This window comes from Pseudalkalibacillus decolorationis, assembly GCF_024609785.1.
GTDB lineage: Bacteria > Bacillota > Bacilli > Bacillales > Fictibacillaceae > Pseudalkalibacillus > Pseudalkalibacillus decolorationis.
This window is the reverse complement of record NZ_JANHJQ010000009.1, coordinates 75,419-91,103: the sequence shown is the minus strand read 5'-3', so window position 1 is coordinate 91,103 and position 15,685 is coordinate 75,419. Positions and strand designations below refer to the sequence as shown.

Below are 15,685 nucleotides of genomic sequence, written 5' to 3'. Positions count from 1 at the left end.
AACCACTTGGATCACTTCAGGCCTCCTGCGGCGGCAACAGCCTCCTCGTCGGTCTTCCAGTGACCTTCGTGGCTAAGCAGGGCGCTTGCGCTTTTCTTACCTAAAATTCAGGAGGGGTCTTACGTATGAAACGAATGCTAAGTAAGTTTCTAGGGGCGCTTTTATTGATATCATTAGTGCTTGTTGGCTGTAGTTCGGAAACAGATGGTGATGAAACTGGAAGTGAAGACGGCGTTGTATTGACAATCGGTAGCTGGAGAACGGAAGATACGGCGGCTTATGAAAAAATCATTGAAGCGTTTAATGAAGAACACCCTGACATCAAGGTTGAATTTAAGCCTTCCAAAAACACCGAGTACAATACAATTTTGAACACGGCATTACAGAGTGGAGAAGGACCTGATATTATTCAGCTCCGTCCCTATGCACCAGGAATGGAGCTTGCTAAAGCAGGATATCTAGAGCCATTGGATGAATTGAACGGAATCGATGTCTTTTCAGAAGAGGTTATTTCGGCAGCAACCTCCGATGACGGGAAAATTTATGGGGTTCCGTTATCATTGAACTCCGCACAAATGTTTTACAACAAAAAAATCTTTGAAGAGCATGGATTAGAAGAACCAAAGACATGGGATGAATTCATTGAACTGAATGAAAAGCTGAAAGAAGAAGGCGTAACTCCAATTGCCCTTGGCACGAAAGAAGGTTGGTTATTATCACTTGCACACTCGATTGTAGGTCCAGCTCATTATGGTGCAAATGATTTTGTCGATCAAATTACAACAGGGGAAAAAACGTTCACAAGTGATGAGTTCGTTTCTTCACTAAAAGCGATGGATGAACTGAAGGAATACTTCCCGGATAATTACGAAGGACTAGGGATGGAAGACATCCGTACGCTATTTTTCAGCGGAAAAGCAGCGATGTTCCCGCTAGGAAGCTGGGAGATTGAAGTATTGCGTGAAATGAATCCGGACCTTGAGCTTGGCTTCTTCCCGATGCCGTCCGCAGTAGGAAAAGAACCGACAATGACGACATGGGTGGATGGATCATATGGCCTCAACGCAAACTCAAAACATAAAGAGGAAGCGAAGAAATTCCTAGAATTTATGACGACTGAAAAATTCGCAAAATTATTCTCAGATGAATTAATGCGTATTCCTGCGATACCAGGCGTGGAAACAGATGATGAGCTTGTAACGAAAATGGCGGAAGCATCTGAACAATATTCTACTGCTTACATGATGCTCGTACATTTTAATGAAGGAAATCCGACAACGAAGGCAGCACTTGAGGCTGAGCTACAAGGAATGTATTTGGGTGAACAGTCTCCTGAAGATGTCGCGAAAAAGCTTCAAAAAAATGCAAAGACTTATTTTACACGTTAAGAAAGTATAAAAATACTTTCTATAGTATAAGCGCAACTAAGGCGATCGCCAGCGCTAAGGCTTGGCGCTAGCCAAGTTTTCTTTAAACCATTTCAATAATCATTAATCAAAAAAGAGGTTATCAAAAAGGTGGCGGGGATAGATGCAGCTGGAAACGAAACCAAATGTCCAAACGGGTACGAAACAAAAGAAGGATTGGAAAAAGTGGGTTATCCATCTTTTTCCGATCCCTGCCCTCGCTATATATGTCCTTTTCATCATTTATCCATTGTTTGCGGCATTTACATATAGTTTATTTGATTGGCAAGGGATCAAACGTGGGGCTTTTATCGGAATTGAGAATTTTATTTCACTTTTCACGAAACAGCCGTTTAATGATATGTTCTGGAATGCGTTCCAAAACAATATTTTGTACTTCGTCCTTGAAATGATTGTTCAAAATGGAATCGCATTTGTGTTGGCCTATATCATTTATAAAAAGGTGAAGGGTGCAGAATTTTTCAAGATCGCTTACTTTTTACCGCGCTTACTATCGGTCATCATCGTTGGTTTTCTTTGGAAACTGATTCTGAACCCGAACTTCGGTGCATTGAATGTCTTTTTAAACAAAATTGGATTGGAAAGCTGGGCAAAACCATGGCTCGGGGATCCGGATACAGCATTGATTGCGATTATTCTCGTCAACTCGTGGTTCGGTCTCGGTTTTGCTGTATTGATTTTCCTTGCAGGTTTGCAGGGCATCCCGACTAATTTGATAGAGGCGGCGCGATTAGATGGTGCTAAAGGATTGACGTTGATTTGTAAAATCATCCTTCCTTTAATGGCACCTGCGATTACAATTATAACGGTGTTGACGTTTATACATGCCTTTGAAGCTTTTGAACTCGTTTATGCAATGGAAGGTTCGATGGGAGAGCCTTACTATTCAACGGATACATTGGCGGTTTATTTTTATAGACTGGCATTTGGCGGTTCAGGCGGAGCTAGTTCTGTAGCTATTGGTCTAGGGTCCGCATTAGCAGTCGTTTTGTTTACGATCATCGCAACGATTTCAGCAGTGTTCTTGTATATATTACGAAAACGCGAAGTCGAAATGTAGGGGGAAAGAGGAGATGAAAGGTCGTAATGCCACAAGGTCTATCTATTATATAATCGCATACTTTTTTGCGGCTATTAGCTTATATCCAATATTGCTTATGATTTATTCTTCTTTTAAAACAAACGCTGAACTATTCAAGAATCCATTGTCAATTCCGAAGTCTTTCAGTCTTGAAACCTACCAGAAGCTGCTCGACCAAATCCCTTTTTTCACCTACTTTTGGAACAGTGTGATCGTAAGTAGCGTTTCGGTGACATGCATTCTCTTGTTCGGATCACTTGCTGCTTTTTATATTGCCCGCTATACATTTTGGTGGAACAATCTGTTGTTTTTCTTCTTTTTACTAGGAATGATGATCCCGATCAAACTCGGAATCGTCCCATTGTTCATGCTGATGAAGGACTTGAGCCTGATCAATTCTCTTTGGTCGCTTATTTTCATCTATACAGCAACCGGAATCCCACTATCAATCTTGATTTTAACCGGATTTTTCCGGACGATGCCGGTAGAGCTTGAAGAAGCAGCAAGAATGGACGGCGCCACTGATATAAAAGTATTCTGGCACGTACTGCTTCCGATTATGAGACCTGCCCTCGGTACGGTAATGATCATTAATTTTATCCAGTCATGGAACGATTTCTTTTTCCCGCTCATTTTCATAACCGATGAGATGAAGAAGACGATTCCGGTGGGGATGCTATCGCTTTTCGGAGAATATTCAGCTGACTGGGGGTCTTTGTTCGCTGGATTGACCCTCTCGTCCCTGCCTATGATTGTCCTGTTCTTTATCGCCTCGAAGCAGTTTATGGAAGGTTTGACAGCGGGCGCAGTTAAATAGAAGATTTTTTAAAGGCAACAGCCAAGAGAGGTCCACACTTTAACAGTTGAAATGATAGGATAGAAACCATATGACCAGGAGGACCATTATGAAAAACATCGATAAGAACATGATAACTGAACAGCGGAATAAGCGTTCAGAAAAATTAGATACGTTTACAGTTGAAGAGATCATCCGGGTCATGAATAAGGAGGATCAAACGGTTGCGGCATCCGTGGAAAAAAGTCTTCCACAGCTAAGAAAAGCAATTGAGCGAATTGTTGATGTCGTGAAAAATGGTGGCAAGCTCTATTACGTTGGAGCAGGAACGAGCGGGCGATTAGGGATACTTGATGCGTCAGAATGTCCGCCTACATTCGGTGTGGAACCGACTCTCGTGAACGGAATCATTGCGGGCAGTGACAAAGCGATCCGGACAGCGATTGAAAATGCAGAAGACGATGAGCATGCGGGGATACGTGATGTAGAATCTGTGGTAACCGATCGAGATGCAGTCGTAGGGATTACATCAAGCGGAAGGACTCCTTACGTAATCGGTGGTATAAAAAAGGCGAAGGCGATTGGGGCTGTAACAGTCGGTTTGTCATGTAATCCTGATGCGGAGCTAAGTCGTCATGTCCAATTCCCGATCGAAGTCCCAGTCGGCCCTGAAGTCGTAACAGGTTCAACACGTCTGAAGGCTGGCACAGCTCAAAAGATGGTATTGAATATGATTTCAACAACGGTCATGATCAAACTAGGAAAAGTATACGGCAATCTAATGGTAAACATGCAGGCAACAAATGAGAAGTTAAGAAGAAGAGTGGTTCATATCATTAAGGAAGCGACTGGTGTAAATGAAGAGATTGCACAAAAGCTAAATGATGAGGCAAAAGGCGATGCACGAACTGCGATACTAATGATTACATTTGAAATTCCCTATAAAAAAGCCGTAGAGACCTTGCGGGAAGTGAACGATCACTTTCCAGAAGCGATGAAGAAGTTGTCAAAAGGGAAGTTTGGGAGAGACCATATTGTTTAACTAAGATTGAAGCAGGCTTACAAGTGAAGTTTCACACTGGTAAGTCTGTTTTTTCGTTTTCAGGCTACTGAATTCGGGATCTTATTACCATGCGTGGCCGATATAATTCAATCCGTGGCCGATTATTTGTGTTCAGTGGCCGAAAAAACGGTTACCGTGACCGAAATAAATTTCCTCTTTAGAAAAACATTTAGTAAAAGAAGGAATTTCATTGGATTTTACAGAAAATCTAATTCTAAATGCTTGAAGGAGTGATAATTTGATCAAAAAGGACCTGCAAAAGCCATTTAAAGTTAAGAAACTGGAAGCACTTTTAAGACGATTGCCTTCAAACCACCCTAAAACAGCAGTAGTTGAAAGGAGTCTTACAAGAGGTTTGGCTGGATATAGGGGAGAACAATCATTAGAATACTACCTTAACTTCCTGCCCGACAAGGTATACTATATTTTTCATGGCCTTAGAATTCCTTTTCTATCAAACTATTTTCAAATGGATGTATTGATCGTAACTTGTTCCTTTTTCCTAATTATTGAGGTGAAAAATATCTCCGGTACCCTCATATTTGATCCTGAAAATAATCAGCTGATTCGACAATACGATGGAAAAGAAGAAATATTCCCCGATCCAGTCCAACAAGTAAAATATCAAAAATTTCAATTAAGTCAATGGATTAAATGTCATAACATCCCCCAGGTTCCAATTGAAACGCTAGTAGTTATAACAAATTCAGCCTCAAAAACCCAATCCATATCCCCTGACATCAAAATTCCTTACATTGTCATCCGAAGTACAATCCTTTTAGAAAGAATAGAAAAACTTAAAACACTATATAGGAATGAAAAACTGACAAATAAAGAAGTCAACAAATTAAGTAAACAGTTGAACAAGCAGCATACTGAAAATGACTCTGATATCCTCAGTCAATTCCAAGTTTCTAAAAGAGAACTTCTCAAAGGCGTTTATTGTCCGGTTTGCGTTATGAAAATTTTGAGAAGGAAAAACGGGAAATGGTTTTGTCCTGAGTGTTTCTTTTCCTCAAAGGATGCGCATAAGACTCCTTTAGACGATTTCGCTCTATTAATCAGCCCCACAATAACCAATCAACAATTACGTGATTTTCTATATATCAAATCAGATTCAACAGCAAAAAAAATTTTCCACTCTATGAATTTGAGACATACTGGTTTTAACAAAGGAAGGATCTACTATTTAAGGGAGAAAAAAGGTTAGGAGAAATATAGCTCAAACTTTTGCATCGCTTTCTTAAAATTCTTGAGAACTTCTTTTTCGGTAAAAATGATTTTTTCATCTTCAATTAATGTTCTTCCAAAGCGAAATAATCCTTCTCGTTCTTGATGTGAAACTTGCGGAAGTGATGTTACAGGAGGGAGGAAGGGTTGGCCGATTGAGTAGGGAGTGTGGAAGGAGAAGCGGAACTCCTTCAATAATTCGGACTGGATCACGATATAAAATAAAGAATAATAATCCTTTTCGATTTCAACGGTACATTCTGGACATTCATTAATTTCAGACTGTTCACTTTTATAAAAATCCCATTTTGAAATATAGTCAAATTCTCGTTCAATACACCACATATCATAATGGTGTGGGCAAAATTGCAGATAAGTAATTTTATCAGGGTAGGTAGGTTGATAAAAGGATGTGGAGGAGAAAGGGGAGAGAATTAAACGTTGAAGCGAGTCATTTTTCATCTCATAAAATAGCCTTTTCTTTTCTTCGTACTGGCCTTTTTTCGTTCGTGCATTTCTGGCTTTCAGCTGATACTCTTTTGCCCAACGACTGATCCAGGTTGTCCAATAAGCAAGCTGTAATGTTGAGCCTAACTTACCATCGAGGATATACCACTGCTTTAACATCGATTTCCATTCATTTTCATAAAAAGCCCGCTGCAATATTTGATTTTGTTTTCTTGTTTCAATTGCTTTTCGAGCGGCTTTTTTTCGATTTTGTTCAACTCTCCTTTTATGCTGTGCACGCCATTTTTCTATTTTTACTTGAGAGAGCGTCTTTAATTGATATGCATCATAGACAGGATATAAGTGTGTACTGCCCCACTTGTTGAACGAGGAGTACCGGATAACCTTAAGCTTCTTTTGTTCAGTCCATCTAAGACGTTCGGTTTTTGTGATGTTCAAGTCCATTTCAACAGTACTGGGATGGGCTCCGAATTCATCCGGAAATTGTTGATAAATTCGCTTGATCAACAAATTGTTTCCGTTTACCTTGGCTAATAACCTTGATAACAGTTCGCCTTTTTTAGTAGATCTAATCTCTTTCTGGGTTAATGTCAGTAGTTTTCCAATCTGGTTCTTTGTTAATTTGCTTAAATCCTTTTCTACTTTCTCAAATAGAATCGGTTCCACTTAATTCCTCCTTATGTATAAAGTATACATATTATACCATTAGACAAAACGAAATTTATAAAAATCAGGAAAATTTACATTTAACTTTTCATAATAAAGAAAACTTGGTAAAGCCAAGCCTTGGCGTAGGCTGAACCTAGTTGCGCTTATACTTGGGACGTAAACTTTTCCTCAACGTCGATTATACTTCTTGTTGAAAAGTTATACTTTCCTAACGTGTAAAAAAAGGTTGAACCTAATTGGCGGGAGACCTAAAAGGAATCTCCCAACCAATTCGTCCAACCTCTTTCGTTTGCTTCGTTTTTTTACTATACTTACACGTTTTGCGGGACGGTTAATCCCAATCCTTTTGCAACACGCTCTCCGTATTCAGGGTCAGCTTTGTAGAAGTGCTGGATTTGACGGAGTTTAATCTCATCATTTTCAACAGGCTTCATGGCACCGACGATATTTTTAACAAGTCGATCACGCTCATCTTCACTCATTAGGCGGTAGAGGTCACCAGCTTGTGTATAATGATCCGCTTGATCGTATGGTACATTCTCCGCAACTCCTGATACTGGAAAAGCGGCTTGTTTGTTTTCATGTGATTCTGTTGGTCCACCTTGACTGTTTGGCTCGTAGTAAACTGAATCTCCACCGTTATTATCAAAGCGCATTTGTCCATCACGTTGATACGTGTTCGTTTCATTTTTTGGACGGTTGATTGGCAGTGCGTTATGGTTAGCACCTACACGATAGCGGTGTGCATCCGAGTATGCGAACAGTCGTCCTTGAAGCATTTTATCTGGTGATGCGTCAATACCAGGGACAAATGAGCCAGGTGAGAAGGTAGCCTGTTCCACTTCAGCAAAATAGTTTTCAGGATTCTTATCGAGTACCATTTTACCTACTTCAATTAACGGATAATCTTTCTGAGACCACACCTTTGTTACGTCAAATGGGTCGAAGCGATACGTTTCAGCGTCTTCTAGCGGCATGATCTGAACATAAAGCTTCCATTCAGGATAATCACCTTTTTCAATCGCGTTGAATAGATCTTCTGTATGGTAATCCGGGTTTTCGCCAGCAATTTTTGTGCCAACCTCTTCGGTAATGTTCTTAATGCCTTGTTCTGTTTTAAAATGATACTTAACCCAAACACCGTCTCCATCCTCGTTAACCCATTTGAACGTATGACTACCAAACCCATGCATATGACGGAAAGTAGCAGGAAGGCCACGGTCAGACATCAGAATCGTAACCTGATGTAAGGATTCAGGAGATAGCGACCAGAAATCCCAAACGGCATTTGGATTCTTCAAATGTGTTTTCGGATGACGCTTTTGTGTATGGATGAAATCTGGGAACTTAATTGCATCACGAATAAAGAAGACTGGCGTATTATTTCCAACTAAATCATAATTTCCATCTTCTGTATAAAACTTCACCGCAAAACCGCGCGGGTCACGCACAGTGTCCGCAGATCCGAGTTCACCAGCTACTGTGGAAAAGCGAACGAATAGCGGAGTCTTTTTACCAACTTCAGATAAGAAGTCAGCTTTTGTGTATCTGGAAATGTCGTTGGTGACTTCAAAATAACCATGTGCACCAGCACCTTTCGCGTGGACAACACGTTCAGGAACACGCTCTCGGTTAAAGTGAGCTAGTTTTTCAAGAAGATGAACATCTTGAATTAATACCGGGCCACGGGAACCGGCTGTCATTGAGTTTTGGTTGTCCCCAACTGGAGCACCCCAACTCGTAGTCAGGTTTTTCTTGTTATTGTTACCCATTAATGAATCACCTCGTAAACTTTTTAATTTACTAATCAATTAGTACAAGTATAATGATAACACTTCTCAATCAAAAATCAATACTAAATTAGAATTATTATTAAATAATCCCTGCAGTAAATTATAGCAATCATGGAATGGGAGGGTCTATATTCATTTGTATACTGAATCGGGGACAAGTATGAATAAACTGAGTGAAAAATTAGAGGGAACTATCAAGAGATTCGTACAAAATATAAAATAGAACTATTAATTATTAGGAACATTAGAGGTCGAATCTCTTTTCAATAGCTTAGCCGGTAAAAGGAGTTCTGTAATAGGCTCATCGGTATTTTCCATTCTCCAGGTCAACTGTTCAATCGCCTTTCTGCCATACAATTGTAAATCGATATCCATCGTTGTCATTTTCGGATTAGCCAATTTAGAGAGCTTCCCATTATCGAAACTGCATACTGAAGCCTTTTCAGGAATATTTATCCCTTTTTGTTGAAGTGAGGATTGAACGAAAAAACCGAGCCCATCATTCACGCAAAACCATGCTGTGGGTTGTTCGGCAACAGAATCAACCAACTTATTAACAGAGGTTTCACTTTCTTTGATAGTTAAAAAAATTAAGTTCTCTTGAATAGGTAACCCGTGTTCTTGTAATGCGAGTAGGTAACCTTCTAAACGTTCTTGATAACTTGGAGAATAGCGGGTATCTCCAACAAAAGCAATCTGTTGATGGCCTAGGTCTATAAAATGCTTAATTGCTGTATAAGCAGCAAATCGGTTATTCGTCAAAATTGCATCAGCTTGAATAAGTGGATGATGATGGTCAATAGTAATAGTCGGAATGCCAGTTTCAATAATTTTATTTATATACTCTGTACTTATATGTGAAAGTACAAGTACACCATCTACCTGTTTGTTTTCAATAAAGGTAGGTAATACAAGGTTTTCTTTAGCAGGTGTGGTAACAGATTGAATAAGCAAATTTAACCCTCTACTTGTAGCTTCCTTTTCAATGCTAAGATAGATTTCACCAAAAAAACTTTGCAGTGAAAATGCAAAGTCTGATGCAATCAAAGCAATATTTCCAGTTCGATGTGGATTACTTTTTGTTGTGATTGGTTGGTAATGATAGCCTAATTCCTTCGCTGTTTGTTCAATTTTCTTTCGAGTCGCAGAACTAACACCAGGCTTCCCTGAGAGAGCCTGGGATACGGAGTTTTTAGAGATACTTAACGCATCCGCAATATCTTGCATCGTTACCTTTTTAACCATAATATATTCAAACCTTCCAGGAATGATTTTGTCACGTTACAAAGTAAATATAATCGAAAAGACATGTGAAGTAAATATAATTGATGTAACTTTATGTATTGTTTAGAGGTAAGTATAGTTCAATAATTATAGCAAAAAGAATTCGAATTATCTGAAAAATAGATTGACAGTTCAGAATAACACATGTCATAATGATTTTGTAAGGTTACAAACAACATTACTGGATTAATAGTAACAATGGTTTGTGCCGAATTAAGCCTTTAAAAATTTTGGAATCAATGAACCTATAAGTAGTGTATTGCCAAAACTGATTTTCGTTTTGGCATATTTTTTTACACCTTAAGAAAGTATAACTTTTCAACGGGAAGTATATCGACGTTGAGGAAAAGTTTAAGTCCTAAGTATAAGTGCAGCTAGGGCTCAGCCTGCGCCAAAGGCTTGGCTTTGCCAAGTTTTCTTTACACGTTAAGAAAGTATAAAAATACTTTCTATAGTATAAGCGCAACTACGGCGATCGACAGCGCTAAGGCTTGTCGCTAGCCAAGTTTTCTTTATAGTAGAATTTGAGAAACGAGAGGAGCGAATAGTATGCGATTAGGAGCAATTGAAGCTGGTGGGACTAAATTTATTTGCGGTATAGGTAATGAGAATGGAGAAATCTTGGAGAGAGTAACTATTCCAACGTCTACACCTAACGAGACTTTTCAGAAAGTGGTTGATTTTTTTCAGGAGAAGCAGATGGATGCTCTAGGTATCGGTTCCTTTGGTCCGGTAGATTTGAATCGAGAAAGTAGCACTTATGGATGGATAACGAGCACTCCAAAAAAGTATTGGAATAATGTAGACATTGTTGGTGAAATGAAGAGTTATTTTAATGTTCCAATCGGATTTGATACAGATGTCAATGCAGCTGCGCTTGGAGAGTTGGAGTGGGGATCAGCGAAAGGGCTAGACAGTTGTATTTACATGACAGTTGGTACCGGAATTGGAGTGGGTGCAATCACAGAAGGTCGGGTTGTCCATGGGTTGCTCCATCCTGAGATGGGACACATTTTAGTACAGCGACATGCCGAGGATCCTTTTAAGGGAAGTTGCCCATTTCACGGAGATTGTCTCGAAGGTATGGCTGCTGGTCCAGCAATTGAGGAACGGTGGGGCGAAAAGGGAGTATCTCTAGCTGGTAAGTCTCAAGTGTGGGAGCTTGAAGCTTTTTACCTTGCTCAGGCACTTGTAAATTATATTTTAGTTCTCTCCCCAAAAAGGTTGATTTTAGGTGGGGGAGTTATGAAACAAGAACAAATTTTCCCTATACTAAAGGAAAACGTTATTCGACTGTTAAATGGGTATATTCAACATGAGAACATTCTAGAAAAAATAGACGAGTACATTGTACCACCGGGATTAGGAGATCATGCAGGATTATGCGGTGGGTTAGCGTTAGCTAAAAAAGTACGTAGTTGTTTTTAGAAAGGAAATGACAGGAACAAACACATAGAATTGTTTGGATTTTTCCCATGATTTCTATGGATAAAAACATTACAAGAATAGACATAGCAAACCAAATTACATTTAAAAAGGGAGGCAATAAAATGATTAATGTTGCGATGCTAAGTAAATGGCATGTGCATGCTGACGATTATGCGAACCAAGCAAGTAAAAATGAAAACGTAACGATCAAGGTTGTCTGGGATGAACATCCTCTTCGTGGTGAAAAATGGGCTGAAAAACTTGGGGTCCCGTTTGAAAAAGATCTTGAAACGGTATTAGCTAATCCAGAGATTGATGCAGTTATCGTCGATACGCCAACAAACCTTCATAAGGAAATCATATTGAAAGCAGCCCTTCATAAAAAGCATATTTTCACAGAAAAGGTACTTGCTTTTTCGGTAGAAGATTGTGATGAAATCTTGAAGGCTGTAAAGGATAACAATGTAAAACTAATGGTCTCCTTACCTCGATTAACCGAAGATTACTATTTATATGCTCAGGAAGTAATCAATCAAAATCTGCTAGGCAAACTGACTTCGATCCGTTGTCGGTTAGCACATAACGGTGCTGTTCCTTCAAGTGGAAACCCGAACGGATGGCTTCCTGAACATTTCTTTAATAAAGAAGAATGCGGCGGTGGAGCGCTTATTGACCTTGGTGCCCATCCGATCTATTTAACAAACCGCTTAGCAGGACCAGTTAAAGCTGTAACAGCCCGATTGCAACATACATTGGGTCACGACGTTGATGACAATTCGGTTGCGATAGTTGAATATGAAACGGGTGCTCTCGGAATTATCGAGTCTGGCTTTCTATCAAGTGGCAGCCCGTTTCAGCTTGAACTTTACGGAACAGATGGAACGTTATTAATCGAAGAGAATCAGATTCGGTTGAAGAGTAAACAGCTGGGTGATGGTTGGGCTGTTCCTGAACAATTACCAGAACCACTCCCATTACCGATGGATCAATGGGTCAATGAAGTCATGAATAATGAACCTACCATGATTACAGAAGCAGATGTTCGAGGGTTAACCTTAATTAACGAAGCTTCTAGGATTTCGCATGAACAAGGCCGAAGAGTGGAAACAGCTGAATTATCAAATGTGGAACAAAAGGCTTAACAAGGAGGAAATAGCTATGACAAAAAGGTTAAGAGTTGCCATTGTTGGTGCTGGAGGTATTGCAAAAGCAGCGCATATTCCCAACTATTTAAAGTGCGGGGATAAGGTTGAAATGGTTGCCGTAAGTGATGTTGTAAAGGAAAAGGCTGAAGAGTTAGCAGCAGAATTCAATATTCCTCATACGTTTACCAGCTATGAGGATATGTTTGAAAAGGTCCAAATTGATGCTGTCAGTATTTGTACGCCGAACAAATTCCATTATCCGGCAACGATGGCTGCACTACAAGCAGGCTGTCATGTTTTGTGTGAAAAACCACCAGCGATGACGGTTCAGGAAGCTGAAAAAATGGCTGATGCTGCGAATGAAACAGGAAAAATTTTAACCTATGGCTTCCATTTCCGTCATGCTCCAGAGGTAGAGGCGTTAAAACGATTCATCGACAATAACGAACTTGGCGACATTTATGCGGCCAGGGTTACTGCGATGCGTCGACGAGGAATTCCAGGATGGGGCGTATTTACAAATAAAGAGCTTCAAGGTGGGGGACCTTTGATTGATATCGGGGTACATATGTTAGATACGGCCTTGTATTTAATGGGGTATCCAGAACCTGATACCGTTTTCGGAGCCACATATCAGGAGTTAGGAAAGCGTAAGGGTGTCGGTCTTATGGGGTCATGGGACTGGGAGAACTTTTCGATCGAGGATATGGCGCGTGGGATGATCACGTTCAAAAACGGTGCGTCGATTCTTTTAGACACAGCCTTTGCAGCCAATGTAGAAAAGCATGATGAAATGAATGTTTCATTGATCGGAAATCAAGGTGGAGCCGATGTTTTCCCATTTAAGATCTACCAAGAAAAGCATGATACGTTAATCGACATTACCCCTTCATATCTGCCGAAGAAAGGCTACCACGAGCTCGAACTTGAGCGATTTGTAGATGCCTGCCTGGAAGGTACTGCCCCTATAAGTAATGGTAAAGAGGGTGTCTACTTGCAACGCATCATCAATGGCCTTTACGAATCTGCAGAAAAAGGTCAAGCAATCAAAATTGATGGGCGAGTCACTGTTTGATTCAACCACAGATCTTGTAATCCAAACACGAATGGCGATAATTCAACCATTCGGGAATTTAGAGTTGCTTGACCCCAATTGTACAAGGGCGAGTTGTAAAAGAATCGAAAGTGAACTCGAGCTACCTGAGAGAGCTGGCAAAACGGGCGGTTAAAATATCCTTGGCCGCCCCACCTAAATGAAGGAGGATATTCTTATGAGTAAAATTGGCTTACAGTTATTTTCTGTATGGAAAGATGCTGAAAAGGATTTTTTAGGAACGGTTCAAAAGGTTGCTGACCTTGGCTATGAAGGAATTCAATTTGCAGGTTTTTATAATACCTCTGCAGATAAAGTTAAGCAATTAATGGATAGTAATGGAATTGTGACGGCAGGTGCTCATGTTGGATTAGATCAACTATTGAATGACAAACGAGAAGAAACATTTGAGTATCACAGCATCATAGAAAATAACCTGATCATTTGTCCGGCAATTCCTAAAGAAATGAGGCAAACAATAGATGATTACAAGAGAACAGCAGAAACATTAAACCAAATCGGTGAAGCATGTAAGAAGGAAGGATTTATTTTCGGTTATCATAACCACGATTTTGAGTTCAAGAGATTCGGAGACAAAACAGGGTTTGATCTCCTCTTTGAAAATACCGACCCAGAGCTCGTAAAAGTAGAGCTTGATTGTTATTGGAGTAGTTTTGCAAACCATGACCCGTTAAAGATCATCCGGAAATATCAAAACCGAGTCGTGTCCTTACATATTAAGGATATGAAAATAGTAGATGGTAACAAAAAGAGTGGAACGGAAATTGGAAATGGTCTGCTGGACTTTAATTCACTTATTAAAGTTGGGAATGAATATAACGTGGAGTGGTTCACAGTTGAGCAAGAAGAGTTCGAGAGGGATCCTTATGAAAGTCTTTCCATTAATCTAACAAACCTCAAAGAAATGATGCCAAAGTCTGAAGTGAAATAAAGGGGGTATTTACGAATGGGAAATGAGGAACTGGCACTACCGAGTAAACAGCAGGTTGCATGGCAAAACCTTGAACTCGGTTTTTATGTGCATTTTGGGATGAATACGTTTTGTGATCAGGAATGGGGCGATGGAACAGATCCCCCGGAAAAGTTTAACCCAACTAATTTAGATGCAAATCAGTGGGTAAGGCTTGCGAAAGAAGCAGGCTTTCAATACTTTGTGTTAACGGCAAAGCACCATGATGGAGTTTGTTTGTGGCCAACGGAAACAACGGATTATTCGGTTAAAAGTAGCCCTTGGAAAGGTGGAAAGGGCGTTGTAGTTCGGGAATGCGCGGAGGCTTGTGTGGAGTTTGATATGCCTTTTGGTGTTTACTTATCGCCGTGGGATCGCCACGAGCCTTGTTATACCGATAAAAAAGCATACGATGATTTTTATTGTCAGCAGCTAACAGAATTGCTTACGCAGTATGGACCGATTATCGAGGTTTGGTTTGATGGTGCTGGCTCAGAGAATCGCGAATATGATTGGGAACGTATCATTGGAATCGTGAAAAAGTATCAACCTGACGCGATGATTTTCAATATGGGGCAGCCTACGATTCGCTGGGTTGGGAACGAGGATGGGGTAGCTCCATATCCATGCTGGAACACGAGAAATACAGATGCCAAGATTAGTATGTTTACAGATCAAGAGGGGCAATGGCTCCCAGGTACACCAAAATGGCTGCCTGCAGAGTGCGACGTCCCTTTACGTGGAGAACATTGGTTCTGGCATCCGAATGATGAGCACAATATCCGTTCATTAGATAATTTGCTAGACATTTACTATCGATCAGTCGGGCATGGTACGAATTTATTATTAAACGTTACACCTGATAACCAGGGGCTTATTCCTGATGCGGATAGGCAAAGAGTGTTGGAATTTGCTAGAGAAATAGAGAAAAGGTTCGCTACTCCGCTTGCTCGAACAGCAGGAGAAGGAGACGAACTTATTTTAGAACTTTCAGGTGAAGTGGAAGTAGACACGGTTATGTTGCAGGAGGATATCCAGCATGGGGAACGGGTTCGGAAATATGTGATTGAAAGCTTCGAAGACGGTGGCTGGTATGTCATTGGTGAAGGGTCGGCAATTGGTCATAAGCGGATTCAACAAATCACCCCTGTTAAAACGACAAAACTACGGCTGCGCGTAATTGAATCTGTTAAGGAAGCAAAGATTATCGACTTTACTATATAGATAATCCTATTATC

General features: G+C 40.2%; 13 protein-coding genes. 10 read left to right on the top strand and 3 right to left on the bottom strand.

The window, feature by feature from the left end:
• Positions 1–125 precede the first annotated feature (125 nt).
• The 5 genes from NON16_RS10490 (at position 126) to NON16_RS10470 (ending at position 5,577) form a co-directional block, all read left to right on the top strand.
• Entirely contained in the window at positions 126–1,388 is a 1,263-nt protein-coding gene (locus tag NON16_RS10490; RefSeq protein WP_257348937.1) for an ABC transporter substrate-binding protein, read from the top strand.
• A 142-nt stretch (positions 1,389–1,530) separates the two neighbouring features.
• Positions 1,531–2,487, top strand: coding sequence for a carbohydrate ABC transporter permease (locus tag NON16_RS10485; RefSeq protein ID WP_257348935.1), 957 nt, complete (start codon positions 1,531–1,533; stop codon positions 2,485–2,487).
• Positions 2,488–2,500: 13 nt separating this feature from the next.
• Positions 2,501–3,325 carry a carbohydrate ABC transporter permease gene (locus NON16_RS10480; RefSeq protein WP_257348934.1) on the top strand — a complete coding sequence of 275 codons (825 nt, stop codon included), beginning with the start codon at positions 2,501–2,503 and terminating at the stop codon, positions 3,323–3,325.
• A gap of 70 nt (positions 3,326–3,395) precedes the next feature.
• The gene (gene murQ, locus NON16_RS10475; protein WP_257348933.1) at positions 3,396–4,346 is read left to right on the top strand and encodes an N-acetylmuramic acid 6-phosphate etherase; all 951 of its coding nucleotides are present in this window, start codon (positions 3,396–3,398) and stop codon (positions 4,344–4,346) included.
• Between the two features lie 259 nt (positions 4,347–4,605).
• Complete coding sequence (locus NON16_RS10470; RefSeq protein WP_257348932.1) at positions 4,606–5,577, top strand: NERD domain-containing protein; 972 nt, start codon at positions 4,606–4,608, stop codon at positions 5,575–5,577.
• On the opposite strand, the gene NON16_RS10465 is transcribed toward NON16_RS10470, so the two are convergent.
• From NON16_RS10465 to NON16_RS10455, 3 genes are all read right to left on the bottom strand, one after another.
• Complete coding sequence (locus tag NON16_RS10465; protein WP_257348931.1) at positions 5,574–6,731, bottom strand: hypothetical protein; 1,158 nt, start codon at positions 6,729–6,731, stop codon at positions 5,574–5,576. The genes NON16_RS10470 and NON16_RS10465 overlap by 4 nt on opposite strands.
• Before the next feature lie 314 nt (positions 6,732–7,045).
• The gene (katA, locus tag NON16_RS10460; protein ID WP_257348930.1) at positions 7,046–8,506 is read right to left on the bottom strand and encodes a catalase KatA; all 1,461 of its coding nucleotides are present in this window, start codon (positions 8,504–8,506) and stop codon (positions 7,046–7,048) included.
• A gap of 249 nt (positions 8,507–8,755) precedes the next feature.
• Positions 8,756–9,772, bottom strand: a complete 1,017-nt coding sequence (locus NON16_RS10455) for a LacI family DNA-binding transcriptional regulator (RefSeq protein WP_257348929.1) — start codon at positions 9,770–9,772, stop codon at positions 8,756–8,758.
• 588 nt (positions 9,773–10,360) lie between these two features.
• Here NON16_RS10455 and NON16_RS10450 point away from each other — a divergent pair.
• The 5 genes from NON16_RS10450 (at position 10,361) to NON16_RS10430 (ending at position 15,671) form a co-directional block, all read left to right on the top strand.
• Positions 10,361–11,239: an ROK family protein gene (locus NON16_RS10450; protein ID WP_257348928.1), complete on the top strand. Its 879-nt coding sequence runs from the start codon at positions 10,361–10,363 to the stop codon at positions 11,237–11,239.
• Positions 11,240–11,361: 122 nt separating this feature from the next.
• The gene (locus NON16_RS10445) at positions 11,362–12,381 is read left to right on the top strand and encodes a Gfo/Idh/MocA family protein (protein WP_257348927.1); all 1,020 of its coding nucleotides are present in this window, start codon (positions 11,362–11,364) and stop codon (positions 12,379–12,381) included.
• A gap of 16 nt (positions 12,382–12,397) precedes the next feature.
• Positions 12,398–13,459, top strand: coding sequence for a Gfo/Idh/MocA family protein (locus tag NON16_RS10440; protein ID WP_257348926.1), 1,062 nt, complete (start codon positions 12,398–12,400; stop codon positions 13,457–13,459).
• A 196-nt stretch (positions 13,460–13,655) separates the two neighbouring features.
• Positions 13,656–14,429: a sugar phosphate isomerase/epimerase family protein gene (locus tag NON16_RS10435; RefSeq protein WP_257348925.1), complete on the top strand. Its 774-nt coding sequence runs from the start codon at positions 13,656–13,658 to the stop codon at positions 14,427–14,429.
• A 15-nt stretch (positions 14,430–14,444) separates the two neighbouring features.
• Entirely contained in the window at positions 14,445–15,671 is a 1,227-nt protein-coding gene (locus tag NON16_RS10430; RefSeq protein ID WP_257348924.1) for an alpha-L-fucosidase, read from the top strand.
• Positions 15,672–15,685: the final 14 nt, after the last annotated feature.

Excerpts from the sequence above, each read along its gene's own strand:
- NON16_RS10490 (WP_257348937.1), top strand. The coding sequence starts at position 126 with ATGAAACGAATGCTAAGTAAGTTTCTAGGGGCGCTTTTATTGATATCA.
- NON16_RS10485 (WP_257348935.1), top strand. The coding sequence starts at position 1,531 with ATGCAGCTGGAAACGAAACCAAATGTCCAAACGGGTACGAAACAAAAG.
- NON16_RS10480 (WP_257348934.1), top strand. The coding sequence starts at position 2,501 with ATGAAAGGTCGTAATGCCACAAGGTCTATCTATTATATAATCGCATAC.
- murQ (WP_257348933.1), top strand. The coding sequence starts at position 3,396 with ATGACCAGGAGGACCATTATGAAAAACATCGATAAGAACATGATAACT.
- katA (WP_257348930.1), bottom strand. The coding sequence starts at position 8,506 with ATGGGTAACAATAACAAGAAAAACCTGACTACGAGTTGGGGTGCTCCA.
- NON16_RS10455 (WP_257348929.1), bottom strand. The coding sequence starts at position 9,772 with ATGGTTAAAAAGGTAACGATGCAAGATATTGCGGATGCGTTAAGTATC.
- NON16_RS10450 (WP_257348928.1), top strand. The coding sequence starts at position 10,361 with ATGCGATTAGGAGCAATTGAAGCTGGTGGGACTAAATTTATTTGCGGT.
- NON16_RS10445 (WP_257348927.1), top strand. The coding sequence starts at position 11,362 with ATGATTAATGTTGCGATGCTAAGTAAATGGCATGTGCATGCTGACGAT.
- NON16_RS10440 (WP_257348926.1), top strand. The coding sequence starts at position 12,398 with ATGACAAAAAGGTTAAGAGTTGCCATTGTTGGTGCTGGAGGTATTGCA.
- NON16_RS10435 (WP_257348925.1), top strand. The coding sequence starts at position 13,656 with ATGAGTAAAATTGGCTTACAGTTATTTTCTGTATGGAAAGATGCTGAA.
- NON16_RS10430 (WP_257348924.1), top strand. The coding sequence starts at position 14,445 with ATGGGAAATGAGGAACTGGCACTACCGAGTAAACAGCAGGTTGCATGG.